This is a genomic window from Pectobacterium carotovorum (assembly GCA_016415585.1).
Classification (GTDB): domain Bacteria; phylum Pseudomonadota; class Gammaproteobacteria; order Enterobacterales; family Enterobacteriaceae; genus Pectobacterium; species Pectobacterium carotovorum_K.
The window spans coordinates 2218498-2244177 of record CP066552.1 but is presented as its reverse complement, the minus strand read 5'-3'; the positions used below and the strand labels follow the sequence as shown (position 1 = coordinate 2244177).

The following is a 25680-nucleotide window of genomic DNA, read 5'->3' as shown; positions in this document are numbered from 1 at the left end:
GCCATTAGCACTACTCTTTTATCACGTTCTTTTCTATCACTTACTCGGCTACCAGCATCGGCTGATTTTCAGCCGTTTTCGCCACAGCTTTCGCAAACTTTGCCTTGCGCGCCTTCGTCGGAAAAGCATCGGAACGACGCGGTGCCCGCGCATAGGCCGCTGCCTGAATCCCCGCCTGAATACCGAAGATAATGATATCCGCTACGGCGTTGCCGCCAATGCGGTTCGCCCCGTGGATCCCGCCAACCACTTCCCCTGCGGCATAAGCCCCAGAGATCGTCTCTTTATGGCGATTCAGCACTTCCGCTTTTTCGTTAATGGTCACGCCGCCCATCGTATGATGCACGCCCGGTGCCACTTTAATCGCGTAGTAAGGTGCCTGATTCAGCGGATCACGCATCCCCGTGGTACGACCAAAATCTTCATCGTGTTTACCGGCAATAAAGGCATTGTAACGTTCGAACGTGGCGTGCAGCGCCGCTGGCGGCATATTGAGCTTGTCAGCCAGTTCAGCAACGCTACCCGCACTGACGGTCAGCCCCTGTGCGACATACTCTTCGACCGCCCGATTGCGGTTTCTGACCTGCTCGTCGAACAGGATGTACGCGCATTCTTCCGGCAGGTTGACGATGGCGGACGAAACGTTATCCCGCGTCTCCATTTCGTTAAAGAAACGCTCCCCGCGCTGCGACACCAGAATAGCCCCGCCGCCGCGAATGGATTCGGAGATCAGATAAGAGGTTGTCTGTTCAACCGTCGGATGGGTTTGAATTTCCCCCATGTCCACCGTATCCGCGCCGATCTGTTCCAGCAGACGAATGCCGCCGCCCGTGGCGCCTTTGTGGTTGGTGGTGACGAAGCCTTTCAGGTCTGGGCGGTATGACTCCACCATCGCCTGATTGGCACTAAAACCGCCCGTGGCGACAATCACCGTTTTTGTCGCAATCAGGCTCGCTTCCTGCTCCTCATTGACGACTCTGACGGCACTAACCTTGCCTTTCTCCTGCACAATTTCAGTTACCGACGTTTCCAGCAGCACCTCAATATTGTATTTATTGAGGTTCTTAATCAGCCCGCTGACCAGATAGCCGCCCACCGCTGCGCCGTTAGCAGGGCGATGCGTTCTGTCAACGCTCATACCACCCGTCGTGGTGATGTCGCTCAGTTCAATCTCGTGCTGCGCCAGCCAGTTGATCGCGTCAGGCGCATGATCGACGAAGTATTGCACCAGTGCGGGATTGTTCTTCTGTTTGCCGCTTTTCAGCGTTTCGTCATAGAACAGCGCCTGGCTATCTTCGATACCTTTATTTTGTTGGAAGACGGTTCCCGCCGCGTTCATACCGGCAGAGGCCTTGATGGTATTGCCGCCGATGACTGGCATCTTTTCAATGACGATAACGCGCGCGCCCTCTTCGCTAGCTTGAATCGCTGCCGCCAGCCCCGCGCCACCGCTGCCAATCACCACCACATCCGCTTCGCGACGCGCGTCTGGGTTACCGCCGTCGGCAATAATGGCGTCTTTGCTCGATTTCACCATCGCCTTGGTAACGGCTTTTTTAATGGCTTCACTCTGCGCCGTTGCGCCCGTTACGGCATCAACGTGGGGGCTATTGGTATCCAGAATGCGTTCGCGGATAATTTCAAAACTGATTTTCAGTGAATCATCAATCTCGCTATTCTCCAGCGCAATATCGGCGACCCGATTCTGCTCAAAATGGATAGCAATTCGCAGCTCGCCACATTCATCCTGAACATTTTCCTGATAAATCCCGGATTTAAATTTTTTACCGGTTAAATTCACGTCCCGAATCATGGCTTCAACCAATGAAAAGCGCCACAGCGGTTCAGGGATCGTTAATGCTTCACGTTTATCGCTGGCAATATAAAGATCGAGTTTTTCCTGCTCGGCAATGCGATCTGTCCAGTCTGGATAAGCAATACAGGCTCTGCCGACGGCAATCAGGTCATAACCATTTTCCAGCGCCGCATCCGCGTCTGCCTGATTGACAATATCCCCTACGCCAATCACCGGAACTGCCGCTAATGTCACGGAACGGCGGGCAACATATTTCTTAATCAGCGGGGTCGGGTCGTTTGTTTCGATAATGGACGAGCGCAGAATATTTCCCATAGAGAAATGAACATAATCCAGCCCACGCGCCGCCAATTTTTCCAGCAGATAGAGAGAATCATCAAAATGAATACCCGGTTCTTCGATCTCTTCCGGCGAGAAACGATAACCGATGATGAACGAAGGATCGGCGTATTTACCCGCGACCTCGTGGGTGATATCCAACACTGCCAGCGGGAAGGCCGCGCGTTTGTCACGGCTGCCACCCCATTTATCTGAGCGCTGATTAGAGTGGGGAGAATAGAATTGCTGAATAAGGTAAGTGTTCGCACCGTGAATTTCCACACCATCGAAGCCCGCCTGAATGGCGCGATGGACGGCATCGCCAAACTTGCCGATCATGGCGTCAACCTCATCGCCCGACAGGGCAACAGGAACGATGGCTCCCGCACGCGGCGCGGCAATCGCGCTCGGGGCAACCGGCGTCGCACCACCGATAAAACGGGGTTCGACCATACGGCCGCCGTGATAAATTTGCAGGATCGCCGTCGACCCTTTTTCTTTAATCGCCGTCGCTATTTTGGTCAGTCCGCCAATTTTGTCGTCGTTGTCTATCCCTATCGCGCCGGGAAAGGCCAACCCTTTGTCATCAATAAAACAGCATTCCACAATCACGGTGCCGATACTGCCTGCTCTAGCCTGATAATATTCCACCAGCTCTTTGGTCACGCTCCCATCGTAAAAACCGCTACAGGTGGTCATAGGTGCCATCAGTACCCGGTTTTTCAGCATCGCGCCGTTGGGAAGAGTAAAAGCAGCAAATAAATCATGGTGACTATTCTTCATAATGAATACTCCACTTAAAATAAAATCTTGTTCGAAAAGGCCATGTTTTCTTTTAATCATTAATTCTTCTGGCTGATAATTTGCGAACTTATTACTTACCAAGTATCTATTTTTTTTGATGTTATAAAATGTTTTCTTAGTATTTAAACTATTTTGTAGATCCGCTTTTATTAAGGGTATTGGCACAACTCTTTTTTATATTTAATATTCCATTCACTTCATTAACATCTTCTTATCCTTAAAATAACCAATCGGATATTATTTATATTCTGCATAACAAAAAAAACGCCTCAGCAATAAGACCGAGGCGCTACAGGAAGAAATAGGATAACTATTGGTGTTGATAGGTCGTCGTGCGGACACCGTTAATGTACAGCTGGCGCTGCTCGCCCGCTGGCAGGCGCAGCGTCGCGTGCCGCCAGGCGGGCTGATATCGCCCTTCCGATGTGAACGTCACGTCAATGCGCTGGCTATCCGCACGGATTTCCCAGCGTAGCCACAGCGCGTTTCCTTCACGCCATTGCCACGTCTCACCATCATCTTCAAACAGCAGCCCGCGATCTGTACCGCCAGCGACAGGCGGAAAGAGCAGGAATTCACGCTGATCGTCTTCATGCGGGCTGACGTGCGCCGTTCGCCCCGACAACGGAATCATTGCGCCCGCTCTGACCAACAGCGGGAGACGTTCCAACGGCGCATCCAGCACGATCGTCTGTCCACCGCTGAACCATTGGCCGGAATAAAAATCGTACCAGCCCGATGTGTTCGCAGGCAGGTACACCTCACGCTGGCGCTGCCCTTGCTCGACCACGCTGGCGACCAGAATGTCTCGCCCCAGCATGAAATCGTCGGTTTCTTCCAGCGTCGCGCTGTCATGCTCGTGGTCGAGGAACGTCGGGCGCAGCATCAGTTCATCGTCCGCGCTGGCCTGCCACAGCAAGGTATAAAAATACGGCAGTAGACGGTAGCGCAGCGCAATGGCACTGCGTATCGCGGGCGTTACCGCAGGATACATCCACGGTTCATTTACCGTCTGGTCGTCATTCCAGGAGTGAATGGTGAAACGCGGGTGCATCACGCCGTTCTGAACCCAGCGCACAAAAAGTTCGGCATCCGGTTTGTCGCCCGAAAATCCGCCGACGTCGTGCCCGACATTAAACAGGCCGGACAGGCTCATCCCGATTCCCATCCGCGTGTTGTAACGCAGCGTCTGCCAGTTGGTGCGGTTATCACCGCTCCAGGTCTGCACATAGCGCTGCATTCCCGCACAGCCGGAACGAGAGATCAGATAAGGCCGCAGCGTCGGGGCAAAGCGCTGCTGCGCCTCCAGCGAAGCGCGCATCATCAACAGCGGCATCAGCGGGCGAATGTGTTTGATCGCCATCGTTTCGCCGAATCCGTGGCAGCGGGCTTCACCATCCCAGACTTCATACTCGTTATTGTCATTCCATGTCGAATCAATCCCTTTATCCAGCAACTGCCGGGTGACGTTCTCCTGCCACCATGCCACCGTTGCCGGATTGGTGAAATCAAGGTGCGAACCTTCATCGTCCCAAAAGCTGGAACGTTCTGGTACATCGGATTCAGAATCACGGATAAACAGCCCCTGCGCCGACACCTCGTCGTATTTCGGGTGATCTTGCAGTAAACAGGGTTTGATATTGGCCGCCAGTTTGAGGCCCGCCTCGTGGAAAGCCTGCGACATCACCTCCGGCTGGGGGACTTTGTCGTAGTTCCAGTTAAATACATAGCGCTTATTGTTGATCGACGTGTAGCCCGACGAGAGTTGGAACGAATCACACGGGATATGATGTTCTCGGCACAGCGCGATAAATTTCATCAGCTGCTGCTGCGCATCGGGCGCATCGGTGTAATGCATGGTGGAACCGCTGTAGCCCAGACTCCATTTAGGCCCGAAGAGCGTTTTCCCCGTCAGCCGAACGAACGCTTTCGTGACATCCAACACCCGCGGCCCGATGAACAGGTAATAATCGAGATCGCCCGCCTCCGCCTGATAGCGCCGATAAGCCAGATGGTAATTATCGATTTCATTGCCGAGATCGAGCCAGGTCGTGCTCAGGTTATCGTAAAACAGGCCGAAGCTGACATCGTCGCGCCGAGTAATGGTAAAGGGAACATGCTTATACAGCGGATCGGTGCTCGCCGCGTTGTAGCCCATCGCGTCCAGATTGCGGAACTCAAACCGGCGTCCGGTACGTTCAAGGTTGCCCGCTTTTTCACCCAGCCCGTAATAGCGCTCAGTCGGGAAACGGCGCTGATAGTGCGCAACGTCATCACCGTGTGGGTTGAGCAGATAGGCGCTGGTGGGGCGATCGGCGGCAAACGGCTGCCATTCGCCCTGTTCATCGCAATATTCCCACGCCAGCCACAGCGGTTGATGAATCGTAATACGCATCCGCGCGGTGCTGATACGCAGCGCATCGTCCAACTGTTCCAGTGAGAATCCCGGCAGGCTGAAACCGTCACTACTTTCGCGGCTGCGCCCCTGCCAGGGGACATCCTGCTGCGGCGCGATGCTCCAGGTGCGATTGAGCTTCAGTTCGCCATGCTGTTTAACCAGCACGCGGGCCAACATCGGTTCCAGCACATACAGGCGAAACACATGTTTGTCGTCCACCAACAGTTCAACATGGTCGGCGCTCTGATGGCGGAACACCCAATTTTTCAACGTTTTCATACAGCGTCCTTTTCAGGAAAAAATAAATGCGCGTTATGCCTGCGACCGCGTTTTCCCACGACGTTCAGCAATAAATGCGATCAGGAAGATGGCACCGATCAGATCGAAGAACCCCATCGCGACAAACAGCGGGTTGAACCCGATTTTGTCGGCGGTGACGCCAATCAACAGCGAGAACAGGAAGCTGGCAATCCAGGCAAATGAACCACGCATCCCGTTCACCGTTGCCATCTGCCCTTTATCGAACGATTCCACCACCAGTGCGCTCAACATGCAGGAAATCACCTGATGGCCAAATCCACCGATGGAAATCAGTAGAATCGCCACCCACGGATCTTTACTGACGGCAACCAGCGCCAGCGATAGCATCAGAAACGCACCCGTGACCGAACTCGCCACAATCGAGTTAACGCGCGAGCAGCCGAACCAGCGAACGTAGAGCCGGGTGAGGTAGCCGCTGGCGATGCTGCCGAGATCGGCGGCAAGAAACGGTAGCCACGCGAACATCGCGATTTGTTTCAGATCCATACCGCGTTCATTCGCCAGATAGAGCGGCACCCAAAAACTGAGCACGGCCCACGCGGGCTCCGCCATAAATGCTGGAATCGCGATACCGTAAAAGCGTTTGTTTTTTGAGACGGTTTTCAGCGCGGTGAAGAAAGGCAGTTTGACCGGAGGCGCCTCGTTGTCCTGACGGATAAAATCCAGTTCCTCGCGGCTTAAATTCGGGTGATCTTCGGGGTTGTGATAGAACAGCCACCACAGCGCCACCCACAGCAGCGCCAATCCACCGGTGAACATAAACGCGCCTTGCCAGCCCAGATAGGCGTGCGCCACAACGATAATCGGCGGTGCCAGCATCGCACCGATGGAAAAGCCAACACCGGCCCAACCTGCCGCAATCGGTCGCTCCTTTTTAGGGAACCACTCGCCCAGCGTTTTGGCATTCGCCGGTGTCGCTGCCGCTTCGGACGCGCCCATAAAGAAGCGCAAGATCGCCAGGTGCAGCCAGCTTCCCGCGCCCGCGTGGAAGATGCACATCAGCGCCCAGATCACCGCGCAGATCATAAAGCCCATTTTCAGACCGATAGCATCGATCAGCCAGCCGCAAATCGGCTGAAAAATGGTATACGCCAGCTGGAATGCACCGACGATCCAGGAATATTGCTCGGTGGTGATGCCCATGCTGGTTTTCAGTTCTGGTGCCAGAATACCCAGCGAATTACGGGTGATGTAATTCACGGTAACGCCGAGCAGGAACAGGCTCAGCACCCACCAGCGCAGATTTCTGAATGTCCGTTTACCTTTGGTAGCGATGGAGGACGAATTGATGTCGAAACTCATGGTGACTCCTTTACAGGAAAGTAGGGTTACATTGGTCTGATATCTCGGCGGCATTTTTGTATTTATAGCCTATCGAGTAATCAAACCATTTTCATATCATTGTATTTATTGAGTTAAATCCTTTTTTATTGCATCTAATCATTGAAATTGGTTTACCAAAATGAGAGTAGAACAATTGAAAATCGTGAAACACTCACTTTTTTGAAAACATTTTCATGTTATGGTCAAAATCAAGACAAAAAACGGTCTATAGCGCCTGAAAATAGGTAATAGATAACAATGAAAATTTTGTCATTTTCGAAAGTGAACGGGATCACAAAATGAAAGGAAACCTGAAGATACGCGAAATTGCGCAGCGGACGGGCTACTCGATCAGTACAGTCTCACGCGTGTTGTCTGGTCAGTCCAATACCAGCGAGCAGGCAAAAGCGGACATTCTCAACTGCGCCCGCCAGTGCGGCGTACTGGCCGATCTCGCCAACGGCCGCCTGCTCTTGAATGGACTCACTATTTTCGCCCCGCCGCGCGCGTTTGATATTCGGTCCGACATCTTCTATCACAAGGTGGTACAGAGCATCATTGATGCCCTGAAGCCACACGATGTACGGGTGCGCTACTGCGGGCTGGAGGAAAATGACAGCGATGCGGCGCTATTTTTAGACAAAATGCACGATCCGGCCACGGAAGCGGCGCTGCTGATCGGCATCGACGATCCCTATATTCATGCGCTGGCAGCGGACAGCGGTAAGCCCTGCATATTGATTAACTGCATTGACCGCAAGATGCGCTTACCGGGTGTGGCCCCCGCACACCGGCTGATTGGCGAGTTCTCCGCCCACTATCTCTTTGAACAAGGTCACCATAACGTATTGACGCTGCTGTGCCTGCGTCGCTACACGATGGAGCTGCGTCTGGATGGGATTCGGGATGCCTATCAGCACCATAATCTGCCGTTTTCTAGCGAGAACAACTTGCTGGCGCTGGATAATTTCAGCGCGGCAGACGCAGAACAGGCGATGACGGCCTTTTTAGCCCGCTGCCCGCGAGATAAATGGCCTACGGCGATTTTGGCAGGCGGTGATTTCATCGCGGTTGGGGTGGTGAATGCGCTGCATAAGGCGGGATTACGCGTACCGCAGGACGTCTCGGTGATGAGCATGGATGGATTCAACCTCTCGGCTATTCACGACGTGCCGCTCACGTCGGTACATGTGCCGCGTGAGGCGCTGGGCGAAGAGGCGATAAGGCTGCTGCAATATCGTCTAATCCGCCCCGAAGCCCCGGTTGGCAACCTGCTACTAAACGGTACGCTGGTGGTTCACCAGTCTGTCAGGCGACTGCGCGCCAGTAAATCGGTTGTACCGGTACAGGACGAAAGCCTTTACGACTAAGAACCTATCCCAGTAGGCGTTATTGGTGCAGTCAGTTTGGACGCGGACAGCGCGCAGAAACCGGAGCGTACACGTAGTACGTGAGGATTTCGAGCACTGCCCAGGTTCAAAATGGCAAATGAAATAGCCCTAATGGGATAGGTTCTAAGCCTGCAACCACGCCTGCGCCGCATCAAAGAAGTTCTGCGCCAGCGGCGTTGCTCGGCCAGCTTGTGCAACAACGACGGCAGCGCGGCGGCGCATTGGCGGAAACAGCAGCGGTCGCAATTTTAACGCGGGCGTCATGTCTGGGATCAGGCTGCCGTGAGGCACAATGCCGCACCCAAGCCCGACATAGGTGCTTTGGATCAGTTGCAGGACGGAAGCGCTTTCCACCTTAACCCACGGCGAAACCCCCATTTCGCGGAAATGGCTATCGAGATAGCGACGGAAATAGCGGCTGGCCTCCGCCAGACAGAGCGGAACCTCAGAAAGCGCATCGAGAGGCAGCGGCGTCTCTCCCACCAGCTGTGGGAAATAGTGCGGATGGAACAAGAGATCAACGCCCTGCTCCTTCAGCGGCGACGCCTGAAAGTGCAGTTCCTGTAGCGTAGAGAATTCAAAAAAGCCAATGCCGACATCCACCGAATGCGCATTTAACGCTTCCAGCAGTTGATCCGCACTGAACAGCGAGATCTGAAAATCCAGCTGCGGGTAAACCTTGTTCACCGCCGCCAGCAGGCTCGACAGCGCGATACTGCTTTGCGGCACTGTGCCGATGCGCAATACGCCGCTCACGCCACGTTTCAGCGACGCGACTTCCAGCTTCAGTCCCTGATAAACCGAGACGATTTCCCGCGCCCAAGCCAGCACGCGCTCACCTTCGGCGGTAAAGCCTTCAAAATTGTTACCCCGATTGATTAACGCCAGATCCAGCTCTCGCTCCAGATTTTTCAACCGCATGGAGAGCGTGGGCTGACTGACAAAACTGGCTTCCGCTGCCCGGCCAAAATGGCGCTCTTTCTCCAGATTGCACAGGTATTGCAGTTGCTTAATATCCATCGTCAGGCTCGATCGTCAGACACAGTAGTGGGTAAGTCCCGAGTATACCATCGATAAACCGCCTCTATCCCACCATAGCCGCATTTGATTAGACGCGATCGCTGGCGGCACCTAAACTTCCCTTAAGAGCAAATATTTAAAATCTTGTTCACATAAAAAAAACATTATCACCTGCGGAACGTATATGAAATTCAAACCATCCATCAAGCCATACCGCAATGCGGCTGGCGGCTGGGGCTCGTTGGAAGCCACCACGCGTTTTGTTCTCGACAGCAAGCAAGCGCTGAAAAATATCCGAAACTTGTTGAGGGTCAATAAATCGAAAGGATTTGACTGCCCCGGCTGTGCCTGGGGTGATGACAACAGCAGCACGTTCAGTTTCTGTGAAAACGGCGCGAAAGCGGTCAGTTGGGAGGCAACGCGCAAAGCGGTCGATCTGGATTTTTTCGCCGCTCACAGCGTCACGACGCTACGTCAGCAAAGTAACTATTTCCTTGAGTATCAGGGCCGCTTAACCCACCCGATGCGCTACGACCGTGCCAGCGATCGCTATGTCCCTATCAGTTGGGACGCGGCGTTTGCGCTGATCGCTCACCATATCGGTAACATGGCACACCCTAATCAGGTGGAACTTTATACGTCTGGGCGTGCCAGCAATGAAGCCTCTTATCTGTATCAGCTTTTTGGTCGCATGCTGGGCACCAACAATTTCCCTGACTGCTCGAACATGTGCCATGAAGCTAGCGGAATCGGTCTGAAACAGAGTATCGGCGTGGGTAAAGGCACGATCCGGCTGGATGATTTCGAACACGCTGACGCAATTTTCGTCTTCGGACAGAACCCCGGCACCAATCACCCGCGTATGCTGCATAGCCTACGCCACGCCGCCGATCGCGGCGCGCACGTCGTCTCGTTTAATACGCTACGCGAGCGCGGTCTGGAGCGTTTTGCCAATCCGCAGAATCCACTGGAGTTGCTCACGCCGCTGTCTGGCACCATTAGCGAAACCTACCTGCAACCCAATCTGGGTGGCGATATGGCTGCCGTGCGCGGGATGGTAAAAGCCCTGCTGGAAACGCATCGCCAGCGCCTGTCTGCCGGGGACGCCGGTTTATTCGATCAGGATTTCCTGTCCACGCATACCCAGCAGGTGGACGACTACCTTACTGTGGTTGATGCCACAAGCTGGCAGAAAATTGAACAGCAGTCCGGCCTGAGCGAAGCTCAATTGCGCTATGTCGCAGCGATTTATCAGCAGTCGCCGCGTGTAATTTGCACCTGGGCGATGGGGATTACCCAGCACAAACACTCTGTCGCCACCGTGCGGGAAATCGTGAACCTGCAACTGCTGTTCGGGCAATTGGGAAAACCGGGTGCGGGGCTGTGTCCAGTACGCGGCCATAGTAATGTGCAGGGCAACCGTACCATGGGGATCGACGAGAAACCGACGGCCGCCTTCCTCGATCGTCTGGCTGAACATTATGACTTCACGCCGCCTTATGCCGCAGGTCACAACACGGTAGAAGCGCTGGAAGCGATGCTGCGCGACGAGATAAAAGTGCTGATCGCGCTGGGCGGTAACCTCGCCGCCGCTGCACCCGATTCGGCCCGTACCGAAGAAGCGCTCAGCCGCTGCGATCTGACCGTACACATCAGTACCAAGCTCAACCGCAGCCATCTGATTACTGGCAAAGTCGATGCATTGATTCTGCCGACGCTCGGCCGTACCGATCTCGATATGCAGGCTAGCGGTGCGCAGTTTATTACCGTCGAAGACTCCTTCAGCATGGTGCACGCGTCACAGGGCGTCGGTCAGCCGCTTTCGCCATTGCAGCGCTCGGAAACAGCGATTGTTGCAGGGATTGCCAATGCGGTACTCGGTCATGAAAAGCTCGACTGGTTGGCGCTGGCGGACGATTACTCACGTATCCGCGACCATATCGCCGCCACCCTTCCCGGATTTACGGATTTCAATGCCAACTGCGACCTGCCGGGCGGATTCTATCTCGGTAACGCTGCCGCTGAACTGCACTTCAATACGCCCAACGGGAAAGCGCAATTCAGCCATGCCGCGCTGCCCGACACGCTGTTTCCGCAGCTACAAGGCAGCGACGTGCCTTTTACCCTGCAAACCCTACGTTCACACGATCAGTACAACACCACGATTTATGGTCTGGATGACCGCTATCGCGGCGTCTATGGTCAGCGGGAAGTGCTATTCATGCACCCGGATGACATCAGCGCGCTGGGGCTGGAAGACGGCGATAGGGTCGATATCGAAACGCTGTGGAACGACGGCATTACCCGCATCGTCAACGGCTTCAAGCTGGTGAGCTACGCGATTCCGCGCGGTAATCTGGCCGCCTATTATCCCGAAACCAACCCGCTGGTGCCGCTGTCCAGCTTTGGGGATGAAACGCACACGCCGACCTCTAAATCCGTGCCGGTTAGCGTTCGTCGTAGTACGCAAGCCGAGTCTCTGCTGCGTATCGCTTAAGAATCTGTCCACTAGGCGGCAATTCATCACATCAACTACTCTGCCGTGCTGTGAGATCAATCGCGTGCACGGCAGGTGGATAAATTCGAATCAGCGTTGACTTTACTCAGATTTATCCGCGCTTCTGCTACCGACCTGCGCCTACGTCACCCCCGATTATTCTTGCCGCCAGCACCCGATTCGAGTAAAACTGTGAACTGCTAATTGGGCTACTCACAACCGTATTTCTGGACGCTATGTTTCAAGATAATCCGCTGCTTGCACAGCTAAAACAGCAACTTCACTCTCAGACACCGCGTGTTGAAGGTGTCGTCAAAGGTACCGATAAAGGATTCGGCTTCCTTGAAGCCGACGGACAAAAAAGCTATTTCATTCCCCCTCCACATATGAAAAAAGTAATGCACGGTGACCGGATTACCGCCACCCTGCATACGGAAAAAGAGCGGGAAATTGTCGAGCCAGAAACGCTGATCGAACCCTTCCTTACCCGATTTGTTGGGCGCATCCATAAAAAAGACGATCGTTTATCCATTACGCCTGACCATCCGCTGCTGAAAGATGCCATCCCTTGCCGCGCCGCACGCGATGTCACACACGATTTTCAGGAAGGCGATTGGGCCGTAGCCGAAATGCGCCGTCACCCGTTGAAGGGCGACCGTGGATTTCATGCGGAACTGACGCAGTACATCACCACGGGCGATGACCCGCTGGTACCGTGGTGGGTGACATTGTCACGCCATAATCTGGAGCGCTCAGCCCCAGAGGTTGAAACGACTGAGCGCCATGACGGCGAACTCGTCCGTGAAGATCTCACCGCACTGAGCTTTGTCACTATCGACAGCGCGAGCACTGAAGATATGGACGATGCGTTGTACGTGCAGGACAACGGGGATGGTTCGCTGCAATTAACCATCGCCATTGCCGATCCAACCGCGTATGTCACGGCGGGTAGCGAGCTGGATAAGATTGCACGCCAGCGCGCCTTCACCAACTATCTGCCCGGCTTCAACATTCCGATGCTGCCGCGCCCGCTGTCGGACGATATCTGTTCCCTGCGCCCGGACGAGCGTCGCCCTGTTCTTGCCTGCCGCGTGACAATTGCCGCCGACGGTGCGCTGGGTGACATTCACTTCTTTGCCGCCTGGATCGAGTCCAAAGCCAAATTAGCCTATGACAATGTCTCTGACTGGCTGGAAAATCAAGGCGAATGGCAGCCGCAAAACGACGCGATTGCCGAACAAATTCGTTTGCTGCATCGCCTCTGTCTGGCACGCAGCGACTGGCGCACCACCCATGCACTGGTATTTAAAGATCGCCCAGATTACCGCTTCCTGCTGGGTGAAAAAGGCGACGTGTTGGATATCGTGGTTGAACATCGCCGTATCGCCAACCGTATCGTTGAAGAATCCATGATTGCGGCCAACGTCTGTGCGGCCATTGTGCTGCGCGATAAGCTGGGCTTCGGCATCTATAACGTGCATAACGGCTTCGATCCTGCCTCGATTGAACAAGCAGTTGCCGTATTGGATACCCACGGCGTTCAGGCCGATGCGCAAGTGCTGTTGACGCTGGAGGGCTTCTGCACGCTGCGCCGCGAGCTGGATGCCCAGCCGACACAGTTTCTGGACAGCCGCATTCGCCGCTTCCAATCTTTCGCAGAAGTCAGCACCACGCCGGGACCGCACTTCGGTCTGGGGCTGGAAGCCTACGCCACCTGGACATCGCCGATCCGTAAATACGGCGATATGGTGAACCACCGTTTGTTGAAAGCGGTTATCACCGGACAGGCCGCGGAAAAACCGCAGGACGACGTCACGGTTCAGTTGGCAGAACGCCGCCGCCTTAATCGTATGGCTGAGCGCGACGTCGGTGACTGGCTGTACGCCCGCTACCTCAAAGATAAAGCCGGTACGGATAGTCGCTTCAATGCGGAAATCATTGACGTTACACGCGGTGGCCTGCGCGTTCGCTTGCTGGATAACGGCGCAGTGGCATTTATCCCGTCCTCCTTTATCCACGCCGTACGCGATGAGCTGGTGTGCAGTCAGGAAATGGGCACCCTGTCAGTGAAAGGCGACGTGGTTTATCGTCAGGGGGATACGCTGGACGTCGTCATTGCTGAAGTTCGTCTGGAAACCCGCAGCATCGTGGCAAAAACTGCCGCCTAAGTGCCATGCCGCCGAGTCATCTCGGCGGACGTGCAACCCTCATCACAGGAGTGTTCCCGATGAAGAAAATGACAATCGGTACATCCGCAATACAGGCTTCCAACATTGCGTTGGGCTGTATGCGAATGGCGAAGAAAAGCACGAGTGAAGCAGCCGACATCCTCAATGCCTCCGTCGAGGCAGGCATCGATTTCTTCGATCACGCTGATATCTATGGCTCAGGTTTGTCGGAAGAGATTTTCGCCGCCGGTTTACAGAAGACCGCCATCCGCCGGGAATCAATTTTTCTGCAGTCCAAATGTGGCATTCGTCAGGGCTTTTTTGACTTCTCGAAGGCGCACATCATCACGTCCGTCGAAGGGAGTTTGCAGCGTTTAAAAACAGACTATCTCGATACGCTCCTGCTGCACCGCCCAGACACGCTGTTTGAACCCGATGAAGTCGCCGCCGCCTTTGATGAACTGGAAAGCAGCGGAAAAGTGCGCCATTTCGGCGTCAGTAATCAGAATCCGTTGCAGATTGAGCTGCTGAAGCAATCCGTACGCCAGCCGCTGATCGCCAATCAGTTGCAGTTCAGCATCATGCACACGGGCATGATTGATGCCGGATTTAACGTGAATATGACGAATCCAGCATCGGTGAATCACGATGGCGCGATTCTGGAATACAGCCGCCTGAATACGATGACGATTCAGGCCTGGTCGCCCTTCCAGTACGGTTTTTTTGATGGTGTATTCCTCGATAACGAGAAATTCCCCAAACTGAACGCCACTCTTGATCGCCTCGCTGAGCAGCATCGCGTCACCAATACTGCGATCGCCACTGCGTGGATCTTGCGTCACCCCGCCGCGATGCAGGTGATTATTGGCACCATGAGCCCGGAACGTATCCGTGACATCGCAGCGGCGTCTACCCTGTCGCTCAGCCGCGAAGAATGGTACGAAATTTACCGCGCCGCCGAGAACGTTCTGCCTTAAGACGCGTGTTGCACAGCCCCTGCGTCTCTGGCAACAGGGACGCGTTACAAACTAGGGTCAGGGCCACGTTCAACGAAGGTCGACAGAACGATATAACTACGCGTGCTGTCGACACCTTCAATCTCTTGTAGCTTACCCAACAGTTCCTCTAACCCTTCGGTATCTCGGGTGCGCACCTTGAGCATGACGCAGCTATCGCCAGCAACGGTATGAAACTCCTCAATTTCCGGTAAATCGCTCAATATCAATAAACGCTTGGTACTCAAGACACTCTTTGTGTTTACCAGAACAAAGGTTAATAAGGTTCGACCGACCTTACAGCCATCAATCTTTGCAATGGTGGCTTTGATGACCCCGTCCTTCTTTAGCCGCTTGACTCGCTCATGCACGGACGGCGCGGAAAGATGCAGCGCTTCTCCTAAATCGGCATAGCTCCGACTGCTGTCGGCTGAAAGAAGGGCTAATATTTTTCGGTCCACCTCATCCAGTTTTGCTGGGATATGCTTTTCTTGCCTAAGCGCATTCGTTTTTTCTGTTTCATTAGCCATTTTATTTCCTCACCCTAATACCATTAGGCATAATTTAGCACATGCAAAAATTGTCAGACATAGGGGATATCATGCCTATTGCTTTATGGGCCCTGGTTATTGGTGCCTTTGGGATTGGAACAACGGAATTCATCATCGCAGGTCTCTTGCCTGCCATAGCAACGGATTACGGGGTGACGATCCCCGTGGCGGCGTATATGGCAACCAGCTACGCGCTTGGGGTTTTTGTGGGGGCGCCGGTACTCATTATTTTGGGTTCCCGGTTACCCAAAAAAACCATGCTTGTTTTTCTTGCCGGGATCTTTGTTCTGGGGAATCTGGTCACCGCCCTCGCGCCGTCCATCGGTATCGCTATCGTCGGGCGAGTGATCACGTCTCTGACGCACGGGGCATTCTTCGGCATTGGCTCTGTACTCGCCGCTGAAATGGTGCCCAAAGAGAAGCGCGTCAGTGCTATCGCGTTTATGTTCTCCGGCCTTACGGTTGCTAACCTTATTGGCGTGCCAGTGGGAACCTGGATTAGCCATCAATTTTCCTGGCAAGCGACGTTCTACGCCATCACGGTTATTGGTGTAGCCACGGCGATCGGCGTACTGGTGCTTATCCCTTCGACCGCCAAACCCAAAACCCAACATATCGGGCATGAGTTTGCCGCATTCGGAAACTCAAAAGTATTGCTGTCCATGGGCATCACCATCCTTGGGCCCGCCGCCTTCTTTACCTCAATTACGTATATCGCGCCCATGATGACGGAAGTGGCGCACTTTTCAGAGGGATCGATTACCTGGCTTTTGATGGTATTTGGTTTGGGCTTGTTCGTTGGGAATTGGCTGGGCGGCCGTTTCGCTGACAGAGCGTTAATGCCCATGTTGTATATCACGCTGTTTGGACAGGCTGCCATTTTGTTTATCTTCCACTTGACGGCCAGCAGCCAGATTGCCTCGGTATTGTGCATCTTCCTTATGGCGGCGTTTGGATTTGCGACCGTCTCTCCTATTCAAAAGCTGGTGATGGACAAAGCAAGGGCCGCCGGTGCGCCAACGCTGGCTTCAGCGGTCAATATTGGTCTCTTTAATCTTGGTAATGCCCTCGGTGCCTGGGTGGGTGGGAGCGTTATCGCCAGTGGATTCGGCTTCACTGCGCCAAACTGGGCTGGCGGGATCCTGTCACTCAGTGCGCTGATTCTTGCCATCGCGGTTGGTGTGGTCGATAAACGCAGCAGTCACCTGACTGAATCTCTGGAATGCCATTGATGAGATAGGCGTAGCATGCAGAAGTGCGCGGGTTATGTCACCGCGCATTTTTAACGATGATTATCTGCATCGGTTCCCTTCATCACACGCTGAAACCGATCGTTTATCAGGCAGTTCCGTCTGGTTTTTATTGCACCTATTTTTACCGCGTTAGCACGTTAACCCTTGTTTACTCTTTAAGTTTCTTTACAGAAATTCACGTTCGCTCACATTTTCTCATCCATTCCCTTCTCTTCGCCATTAAACCCACTATTGTTAAATTGCATTAACACCTGCGCTATACCTTTTCTGAATAACGAAGGAGCCGTTGTTATGAGTAACGTAAAGAGCATTGTGATCTGGCTGCTAGTCGGCCTGGCGGGCGCCTTTTCGTTCGCCACGCTGGCGCTAAGCCGCGGTGAACACGTCAATGCCGTGTGGTTGGTTATCGCTGCGGTATCGTGTTACAGCATCGCCTATCGGTTTTACAGCCTGTTTATCGCCAAAAAAGTGTTTGAGCTCGACGATCGCCGACTGACACCGGCGGAACGTCATAACGACGGTCTGGATTACGTTCCCACCAATAAATGGGTACTGTTCGGCCACCACTTTGCCGCCATCGCCGGGGCCGGGCCGCTGGTCGGGCCGATTCTCGCCGCACAGATGGGCTTCCTACCCGGTACGATCTGGATTCTGGTCGGCGTGATGCTGGCGGGTGCCGTGCAGGATTTTCTGGTGCTGTTTATCTCAACCCGCCGAGACGGTCGTTCTCTGGGTGAGATGGCAAAACAGGAGCTGGGCACGTTCGCGGGTATTATCACGATGCTCGGTGCGCTGGGCGTGATGATCATCATTCTCTCGGCGCTGGCGCTGGTCGTCGTTAAGGCGCTGGCAGAAAGTCCGTGGGGATTGTTCACGATTGCCGCCACCATCCCTATCGCGCTCTTCATGGGCGTTTACATGCGCTTTTTACGCCCGGGCAAAATCGCTGAAGTGTCCATCATCGGCTTTGTGCTGATGATGCTGGCGATTGTCTACGGCGGCAACATCGCTGTACACCCTTACTGGGGGCCGTTTTTCACGCTGAAAGGGACGTCACTCACCTGGGTATTGGTGATTTACGGCTTCGTGGCATCCGTCCTGCCCGTCTGGCTGCTGCTGGCACCGCGTGATTATCTCTCTACGTTCCTGAAAATCGGGGTTATTGTCGGGCTGGCCTTCGGTATTGTATTCGCGATGCCGGAAATGAAAATGCCTGCCGTTTCTCGTTTTATTGACGGCAGCGGCCCGGTCTTCTCGGGTACGCTGTTCCCCTTCCTGTTTATCACCATCGCCTGCGGCGCGATTTCCGGCTTCCACGCACTGGTTTCCAGCGGCACCACGCCGAAGTTGATTGAACGAGAAAGTCATATCCGCTTCATCGGCTATGGTGCCATGCTGATGGAATCCTTCGTGGCGATTATGGCGCTGATTTGTGCCTCGGTTATCGAACCGGGTATCTACTTCGCCATGAACTCACCCGCCGCCTTGATCGGCACCACGGTTGAGAGCGCCTCGTTAGCCATCAATAACTGGGGATTTGTGATTACCCCGCAGGAATTGAGTGCCATTGCCAATGACGTTGGCGAAGCCTCTATTCTTTCCCGCGCCGGTGGTGCACCGACCTTCGCGGTCGGTATGGCCTACATCATCACGGAAATCTTTAACAGCCGGGCGATGATGGCATTCTGGTATCACTTCGCGATTCTGTTTGAAGCGTTGTTCATTCTGACCGCCGTTGACGCCGGGACGCGCGCCTGTCGCTTCATGGTGCAGGATCTGGTCGGTATCGCGATTCCAAGACTGGCTAACAGCCACTCCTGGCTGGGGAATCTTGCCGGTACGACCGTTGCCGTCTCCGGCTGGGGATTCTTCGTCTATCAGGGTGTGATCGACCCGCTGGGCGGTATCAACACGCTCTGGCCGCTGTTCGGTATCGGTAACCAGATGCTGGCCTCGATGGCGTTGATTCTCGGCACCGTGGTGTTGTTTAAGATGAAGAAACAGCGCTATGCGTGGGTGACTATCGTGCCTACCATCTGGCTGTTTATTACATCGATGACGGCGGGTTGGCAGAAAATTTTCCATGAAAAACCGAGTATCGGCTTTCTGGCTCAGGCGAAACGCTTCGCGGCGGGTATTGAACAGAATACGCTGATCGCACCGGCCAAATCGATTAAAGACATGGAAACCATTGTCTTCAGTAACCAGATCAACGCCGCGCTGTGCGGGTTCTTCATGCTGGTGGCTGTGACAATGCTGATATCCGCCTTCTTCGTCATTCGTCGTGCGATGAATAGCGATGTCCCAACGGCAAAAGAGAGCCCAATTGTCTTACGAGACGGCGCTCAGCCTTAAACACCATCGGCGTTTATCACTCAATCCCTCCCTCGCGGAGGGATTTTTTATGGCCGCCCCCTTACGGATTTAGCACGGAACTCGTGCCGTTCAGGAGCGAGGTCATCAAGCCCCACAAATAACAATAGCGCCGTATTTGCGGCGCTATGTGACTTAAAGGTAACGTGAAGGAATCGCTGCGGTTTATTGTCCGTAATAGGCGTTCTTGCCGTGCTTGCGTAAATAGTGTTTATCCAACAGCGTTTGCTGCATCTCGCCCAGTTGAGGCGTCAACTGGCGCGAGAAAATCCCCATGTAGGCAAGCTCTTCCAGAACAACGGCGTTGTGCACCGCGTTGTCTGCATCTTTCCCCCAGGCGAAGGGGCCATGTGAGTTAACCAATACGGCAGGAACATCCACCGGAGAAATGCCACACTGGCGGAAGGTTTCGACGATCACCCTTCCCGTTTCCCACTCATAGCGACCGTTGATTTCCCCGTCCGTCATCAGACGTGTGCAGGGAATCGGGCCATAAAAATAGTCCGCATGCGTTGTTCCCCAAGCGGGGATATCTTTACCGGCTTGCGCCCAGATCGTGGCATGGCGGGAATGGGTATGCACAATACCGCCGATATCGGCAAATTCCAGATACAGCACGCGGTGGGTATCGGTATCTGACGACGGTTTCTTCGTCCCCTCCACCACCTTGCCACTTTCCAGCTCAACCACAACCATGTCCTCCAGCGTCATGGCAGAATACTCCACGCCGGAAGGCTTGATCACCATCAGGCCGCGCTGTCGATCCACCGCGCTGACATTTCCCCAGGTAAACGTCACCAGATTGTGCTGCGGCAAGGCCAGATTGGCTTCCAACACCTGTTTTTTTAGCGTTTCTAACATAACAGCCTCCCCTCGGCGCGATAACACCATTCTCGCGGCCTGACGAGTTCGTCGCTATGGGCTAAATCGCTAAAGACCTAGCGGTGTTCTGCTATGGGAAAAAGAAAGAGACACCCCACAGATTTGGTTAAAAAACAGCCAAACTTATCAATTGTTGCTATCGTTAACATAACGCAGGGGAATTAAGATTTTTTACCTGTTGCCGTTTTTCCCGATGATTATACTTGTCATCAAGCGGTAAAAGGCTCGATTTCTTTATTTAATACCGCAAAAAGTACGTTGTTCGATATTTCCTCACAAGAAACGTGAGACCAAGAGCAGAAAGGGGAAAAAGATGAAATTAAACAAACGTTTTGCAACAGCCGCTCTGGCAATTACGCTTGCTGTAACGCTTGCAGGCTGTTCAAACATGTCCAAACGTGACCGTAATACCGCGATTGGTGCCGGTGCGGGTGCAGTAGGTGGGGCTATCTTAACGGATGGCGGAACATTAGGAACACTGGGCGGTGCGGCTATCGGCGGGCTGATTGGTCGTCAGGTCGATAAATAACGAATTTGTGGGCAGCAGGTTAACGGGAGTAAACCTGCTGCTTTATATGCTTTAGCCGCCAGCCAGCTTAACCTTCATGCCTTTCGCTTCCAGCAGCTGTTTTAGCAGGTCGCGCTTATCTCCCTGGATTTCTATCACGCCGTCTTTCACTGAACCACCGCAGCCACATTTTTTCTTCAATTCAGCCGCCAGCTTATCCAGCGCAGCATCGGCAAGATCGAGGCCGCTAATCAGGCAGACACCTTTTCCTTTGCGCCCACTCGTCTGACGCTGGATACGCACGATGCCGTCGCCTTTTGGCCGAACTACTTGTTCTTCTTCCGGCTTAATACGCCCGGTTTCCGTGGAGTAAACCAGTTGGCTATTTTCGTCACGACGCATGTTCATGATGCCGCACCGTTTAACAATGACGCGCGAATCTCACGCAGTGTCTGTGCGGGGTCCGCTGATTGGGTGATCGGACGTCCAATCACCATGTAATCCACACCCGCCTGCTGTGCCTGAATCGGCGTCATGATGCGGCGCTGATCGCCAACGTCACTGCCTGCGGGACGAATTCCCGGCGTGACCAACTTAAATGCCTGCCCGCATACCTGCTTCAACCGCTGCGCTTCATGCGCGGAACACACCACGCCATCCAGCCCGCTGTTATGCGTTAGCACGGCCAGCTTTTCCGCCTGCTCTGCCGGGCTAAGCGTAATGCCGAGCCCGCGCAGATCGTCTTCGTCCATGCTGGTTAACACGGTTACGGCAATCAGCAGCGGTGCCTCTTTACCAAACGGCACCAGCGCCTCTTTCGCCGCCGTCATCATGCGCGAACCGCCGCTGGCGTGGACATTCACCATCCACACGCCAAGATCGGCGGCGGCCGCAACGGCGTGAGCGACAGTGTTCGGAATATCATGGAATTTCAGATCGAGAAACACATCAAAGCCGCGCTGTTGTAGCGTCTGCACGAACTGTGGGCCGAATAAGGTAAACATCTCTTTGCCTACCTTCAAACGGCAGTCCTGCGGATCGATACGGTCAACAAACGACAGCGCCGCCTGCTGATTGGCATAGTCCAGTGCGACCACAATCGGGGATGATACCGTTTGATTCTTTTGCTGTAGATTCTCGTTTTTCATTCGTCACCCAGTCTATTGCGAAGCTAAAATTCCCGCCGCATTCTACATGCCCCGCCCCTGAAATCCCAGCCGCCTGAAGACCAATGGCGTTAAAGAAGCCTGCTGAAACGGAAATCACACACAATCACTAGTATGTTGTAACTAAAATACGTTAAAGAACATCCGTGCGATACCGAGTGAGACGTTACTGGCCGTCGAGCCCACGGATTGGCTTTACGCTGGCCCAGGTGCGGCAGGAAGGACATTGCCAATAGAGTGATTGTGACGTGAAGCCACATTTACGGCAGCTGTAGCGGGGTTTGGTGCGAATCTGTTCGCCCACCATGTCGCGCAATCCCTGAAGATTTTCTTTTGTTCGTCCGTCTTCCGCTTCATGCAGGTGAAAATCCATCAGGCGATGGAACACACGCATCGTGGGGTGGCGTTGAAGCTGGCGGTTAATATAAGCCTGTGCAACTTCGGCTCCCTCTTCTCTTTCGAGGATGTCGACCAGCATCAATTCGGCCGTCGCACCGGTATTTTCTTCTACGCAGCGTCTAAGGAAATTCGCCCAATCCAAAGGCTGATCTAAATGCTGATAGCACTCTTGCAGCATCGGCAGCGTTTCGCTAACCAGCTCTTTATCCTGATCGAGAACCTGTCGCAGGGCCTCCACGGCACGCGAATAATCCTGCTGCGCCATGTAGATGCGTCCCATCATGATAGACGCACGGGCGCATTGACTGTCCGCCGTCGCCCCTTTTTTCAGGAGAGTTAGCGCCTTATCCAGATCGTCGCTGCCCATCGCCAACAGCGCCAATTCACAGTAAAAATGCGCGATGTCCACGCGAAGCTGGTCTTTTCCCATCTTGACCAGTTTTTCCGCCACATCGATTGCCGTCGGCCAATCGCTGGTCGCCTGATAGATCTGTAAAAGTTGCTGCAAGGCACTGCGCTGAAAATCTTCTTCATCCACCAACTGGTTGAAACTTTCTTCAGCGCGGTCATACAGACCGGCGGCCATGTAGTCACGGCCCAGCTGTTGCACCGCCAGCAGACGTTGTTCAAAGGTTAACGATGCGCTTTCAGTCAGCGCCTGATGGATGCGAATCGCACGGTCAACTTCGCCGCGCGAACGGAACAGGTTACCGAGCGTGAGGTGGGCTTCAAAGGTGTTGCTGTCATCCTTGAGCATGTCGAGGAACAGTTCCACCGCCTTATCTTGCTGATTGGACAACAGGAAGTTAACCCCGGTGACATATTCACGGGACAGGCGGTTGGATTCCTGCTCTTTGTCCTGCTGCGCACTTCTGCGCCCCATGTACCAGCCGTACGCGGCGGCCACGGGCAGCAACAGAAACAGCAGTTCTAACATAGAGAGAATTCCTTAGTGGGTGGCCGTCTGCACTGGCGTCACATTCTCCTCGGTAGAGGTAGAAAGCTGTTGTTCCAGACGCTTGATTTTACGTTGTGCACGGCCAAGCGCAATGCGCTGACGCAGATAAAACAGACCACAGATAACCCAGCCAAGAGCAAAACCCAAGGCAAACAGCGTGGCGAGCAGTGTGGAGATACGATACTCCCCCTGTGCCAGCAGGTAGTTAAATGTCACAACCTGATCGTTGTGCGCACCCAGTGTGACAGAAATGATGAATATCGCCAGCACGAGTAAAAAAATCAGCAAATATTTCACATTGTCCTTCCTGTGATATCCATTAACCGGATGAATTATGCCAAATTTTGGCGAAAAGCCCCATTAAATTACCATGTCCGGCGCAGACAGGGAAATCAAGAACCGCGCTCCACTGCCGTCTACGCTTGTTATTTATTCTGTGCTGAATAAAAATGACAGCAGCAAGCCAGCAAGGGGAAAAGTCATGTCAAAGCAGGACGAACAGCGATTATTGGTCAAGATCGCTACGCTCTATTATAGCGAAGGGATGAAACAAGCAGAAATTGCCGCCTCACTTCATCTCTCACAGTCTTTTGTCTCCCGCGCTATCACGCGCTGTGTTAAAGAAGGTGTGGTCAAAATCAGCGTAATTCAACCCCCGAACATGTTCATGGGGCTGGAAGCGGCGGTTCAGAAGCGCTACGGCATCGATCAGGCTATCGTGGTGGATGTCGCCGATAACGCCACGCTGGCACAAATCAAGCAGGCGATTGGCTCTGCTGCCGCACACTATGTCCAAACCAGTATCCGCCCTGACGATCTGGTCGGTATCTCGTCCTGGAGCAGCACGCTGCGGGCGATGGTGGACAGCCTGCATCCACAAAGCGTCAAGGCGCAGGGCGTCATCCAATTGTTAGGTGGCGTTGGGCCGAACGGCAACGTGCAAGCGACGATCCTGACGCAAACCTTAGCCAATCAGCTCAGTTGCCCCGCCTACCTCTTGCCCGCGCAGAGTATCGAACGATCGGTGGAAGATCGCGCCCGTTTGGTGACCAGCGATGAGGTTTCCAGCGTGGTTGATAAGTTCAGCGAGGTGAGTCTGGCGCTTGTCGGTATTGGCGTACTGGAACCGTCGCAGCTGCTGAAAAACTCCGGCAACTATTATCACGAAGCGATGTTGCAACAGCTCGCCGAACGCGGTGCCGTCGGGGATTTATGCCTGCATTACTACAACGCGGAAGGCGAACCAGTGCTACAGGACGATGAAGATCCGGTGATTGGTATGGCGTTGCCACAGCTGCGTCAGTGTCCACGCGTGGTGGCGCTGGCGGGCGGTATCGAGAAAAGTGCAGCTATTCGCGGCGCGCTAACGGGACACTACGTTGATGTGTTGATTACCGATCGATTAACCGCCAAGACGCTGATCTAATTCGTTTATCACTAGCGGTTAGCGGTAATGTCAGACGCAGAATGATTCCCCTGCTCTGCGCCTGACGAACGGTGGTGGGATTACTCGCTAACGTTAATGGATGACAGCAGCGCATCCTGCACAATCCGCTGCGCCTGTAACGGGTTTTGTGCTTCCTGTGCCGCCTGAAGCGCCGGGATATCCAGCTTCTCTAGCGCGCGATAGATGTGTTTCAGGAAGCGGATAGACAGCTGTGCCGCCTCAACGTGGTTCTCACGGAACGGGAACTGATCGAGCTGCCAGACGCCCTGCCAGTTGTTGATTTTCAGCACGTAGAAGAATTCGAAGATCTCGGTCATATGCACGGTGCCAACCACCAGATCGTCATCCCAGCCGCGCAGGTTATCGTTCACATCCATGCCGAACAGCCGGCCGCGATCGATAATCAACTGGGCAGAATCGGCTGGGGATTCGCCGCCATACAGCGCATGCCCGAAGTCCAGCAGCACGCCCACGTTATCCAACCCGATATCCTCAATGCCCAGCAGCGTTCGCGCAGCAGAATCCCAGGTCATTTTCACGCGCGGTTCACGCGGCTTGTACTCGATAGCGAATTTCACATCAGGGTTAGCGCCAGCCAGATCGCGCATGCCATCAACCGCCAGCTTCCACAGGTTTTTATGGCTGACCTGGAATGGATAATCCCAGCCATCCTGACCCGGCCAGACTTTGACGTAATTCGCACCCAGTTCACGCACAATACCGGCAGATTCGTGCATTAATTCAAACGCCGCCGCTCGAGCCGCCGGATCGGGATTGGTAAACGCACCGCGCGACCATTTTTGCAGATAAATTTCCGGCGTGATGCCAATCGCCTTCAGTCCCGCATCTTTCAGCGCATCTTTCACTTCACTGAGCGTCACGCCCGGCGTGAAGGGATAAGGCAAGTCGACATAAGAAAGTTCGCCAACCTCTTTCGCCGCTTTGATCTGATCGATCGTGCTCAATGCTGGGCCGTAACCGTCAACAGCATAGCGGTCGATATAATTCGCAAAATGCCACAAACCGGCACCAAATTCTGGATAGGTATACGTTGCCATAAAAGTCACCTCATTGATTTGTAATGGTGTTGAG

Annotated in this window: 19 protein-coding genes; 8 read left to right on the top strand and 11 right to left on the bottom strand. The window is 54.0% G+C overall.

The genetic code is table 11. From position 1 onward, the window contains the following. Positions 1 to 40: 40 nt before the first annotated feature. The 3 genes from JFY74_09945 to JFY74_09935 form a co-directional block, all read right to left on the bottom strand. The gene (locus JFY74_09945) at positions 41 to 2917 is read right to left on the bottom strand and encodes a flavocytochrome c (protein ID QQG30311.1); all 2877 of its coding nucleotides are present in this window, start codon (positions 2915 to 2917) and stop codon (positions 41 to 43) included. Positions 2918 to 3248: 331 nt separating this feature from the next. Then, complete coding sequence (locus JFY74_09940) at positions 3249 to 5615, bottom strand: glycoside hydrolase family 31 protein (GenBank protein ID QQG30310.1); 2367 nt, start codon at positions 5613 to 5615, stop codon at positions 3249 to 3251. A gap of 33 nt (positions 5616 to 5648) precedes the next feature. Beyond that, positions 5649 to 6959, bottom strand: coding sequence for an MFS transporter (locus JFY74_09935; protein ID QQG30309.1), 1311 nt, complete (start codon positions 6957 to 6959; stop codon positions 5649 to 5651). A gap of 320 nt (positions 6960 to 7279) precedes the next feature. Between JFY74_09935 and JFY74_09930 the strand changes: the two genes are divergently transcribed. Continuing rightward, positions 7280 to 8350 (top strand): LacI family DNA-binding transcriptional regulator, encoded by a 1071-nt coding sequence (locus JFY74_09930; protein ID QQG30308.1) that lies wholly within the window; start codon positions 7280 to 7282, stop codon positions 8348 to 8350. Positions 8351 to 8494: 144 nt separating this feature from the next. Here the strand turns inward: JFY74_09930 and JFY74_09925 are convergent, their stop codons facing one another. Next, complete coding sequence (locus JFY74_09925) at positions 8495 to 9391, bottom strand: LysR family transcriptional regulator (protein QQG30307.1); 897 nt, start codon at positions 9389 to 9391, stop codon at positions 8495 to 8497. 184 nt (positions 9392 to 9575) lie between these two features. On the opposite strand from JFY74_09925, the gene JFY74_09920 reads away from it, so the two are divergent. From JFY74_09920 to JFY74_09910, 3 genes are all read left to right on the top strand, one after another. Next, positions 9576 to 11888, top strand: coding sequence for an FdhF/YdeP family oxidoreductase (locus JFY74_09920; GenBank protein ID QQG30306.1), 2313 nt, complete (start codon positions 9576 to 9578; stop codon positions 11886 to 11888). A gap of 236 nt (positions 11889 to 12124) precedes the next feature. Then, the gene (locus JFY74_09915) at positions 12125 to 14056 is read left to right on the top strand and encodes an exoribonuclease II (GenBank protein ID QQG30305.1); all 1932 of its coding nucleotides are present in this window, start codon (positions 12125 to 12127) and stop codon (positions 14054 to 14056) included. Between the two features lie 59 nt (positions 14057 to 14115). After that, on the top strand, positions 14116 to 15033 hold the full coding sequence (locus JFY74_09910) for an aldo/keto reductase (GenBank protein QQG30304.1): 918 nt from the start codon (positions 14116 to 14118) through the stop codon (positions 15031 to 15033). A 44-nt stretch (positions 15034 to 15077) separates the two neighbouring features. Here JFY74_09910 and JFY74_09905 read toward each other — a convergent pair whose 3' ends face one another. Beyond that, complete coding sequence (locus JFY74_09905; GenBank protein ID QQG30303.1) at positions 15078 to 15581, bottom strand: Lrp/AsnC family transcriptional regulator; 504 nt, start codon at positions 15579 to 15581, stop codon at positions 15078 to 15080. A gap of 71 nt (positions 15582 to 15652) precedes the next feature. On the opposite strand from JFY74_09905, the gene JFY74_09900 reads away from it, so the two are divergent. Then, positions 15653 to 16834, top strand: a complete 1182-nt coding sequence (locus tag JFY74_09900) for an MFS transporter (GenBank protein QQG30302.1) — start codon at positions 15653 to 15655, stop codon at positions 16832 to 16834. A gap of 312 nt (positions 16835 to 17146) precedes the next feature. After that, positions 17147 to 19210 (top strand): carbon starvation protein A, encoded by a 2064-nt coding sequence (locus JFY74_09895; protein QQG30301.1) that lies wholly within the window; start codon positions 17147 to 17149, stop codon positions 19208 to 19210. 183 nt (positions 19211 to 19393) lie between these two features. Here JFY74_09895 and araD read toward each other — a convergent pair whose 3' ends face one another. Further along, on the bottom strand, positions 19394 to 20089 hold the full coding sequence (gene araD, locus JFY74_09890; protein QQG30300.1) for an L-ribulose-5-phosphate 4-epimerase: 696 nt from the start codon (positions 20087 to 20089) through the stop codon (positions 19394 to 19396). 334 nt (positions 20090 to 20423) lie between these two features. Here araD and osmB point away from each other — a divergent pair, with 334 nt between their 5' ends. Continuing rightward, entirely contained in the window at positions 20424 to 20639 is a 216-nt protein-coding gene (osmB, locus tag JFY74_09885; GenBank protein QQG30299.1) for an osmotically-inducible lipoprotein OsmB, read from the top strand. A gap of 51 nt (positions 20640 to 20690) precedes the next feature. On the opposite strand, the gene yciH is transcribed toward osmB, so the two are convergent. From yciH to JFY74_09865, 4 genes are all read right to left on the bottom strand, one after another. Then, on the bottom strand, positions 20691 to 21026 hold the full coding sequence (yciH, locus tag JFY74_09880; GenBank protein ID QQG30298.1) for a stress response translation initiation inhibitor YciH: 336 nt from the start codon (positions 21024 to 21026) through the stop codon (positions 20691 to 20693). Beyond that, a complete protein-coding gene (gene pyrF / locus JFY74_09875) occupies positions 21023 to 21766 on the bottom strand; it encodes an orotidine-5'-phosphate decarboxylase (GenBank protein QQG30297.1) in 744 nt (247 codons plus the stop codon). Before pyrF ends, yciH begins: the two co-directional genes overlap by 4 nt. A 184-nt stretch (positions 21767 to 21950) precedes the next feature. Then, on the bottom strand, positions 21951 to 23120 hold the full coding sequence (lapB, locus tag JFY74_09870) for a lipopolysaccharide assembly protein LapB (protein ID QQG30296.1): 1170 nt from the start codon (positions 23118 to 23120) through the stop codon (positions 21951 to 21953). Positions 23121 to 23132: 12 nt separating this feature from the next. Next, positions 23133 to 23438 carry a LapA family protein gene (locus JFY74_09865; GenBank protein QQG30295.1) on the bottom strand — a complete coding sequence of 102 codons (306 nt, stop codon included), beginning with the start codon at positions 23436 to 23438 and terminating at the stop codon, positions 23133 to 23135. Positions 23439 to 23622: 184 nt separating this feature from the next. Here JFY74_09865 and JFY74_09860 point away from each other — a divergent pair, with 184 nt between their 5' ends. Further along, complete coding sequence (locus JFY74_09860; GenBank protein QQG30294.1) at positions 23623 to 24567, top strand: sugar-binding transcriptional regulator; 945 nt, start codon at positions 23623 to 23625, stop codon at positions 24565 to 24567. Positions 24568 to 24647: 80 nt separating this feature from the next. On the opposite strand, the gene JFY74_09855 is transcribed toward JFY74_09860, so the two are convergent. Beyond that, complete coding sequence (locus JFY74_09855; GenBank protein ID QQG30293.1) at positions 24648 to 25646, bottom strand: sugar phosphate isomerase/epimerase; 999 nt, start codon at positions 25644 to 25646, stop codon at positions 24648 to 24650. Positions 25647 to 25680: the final 34 nt, after the last annotated feature.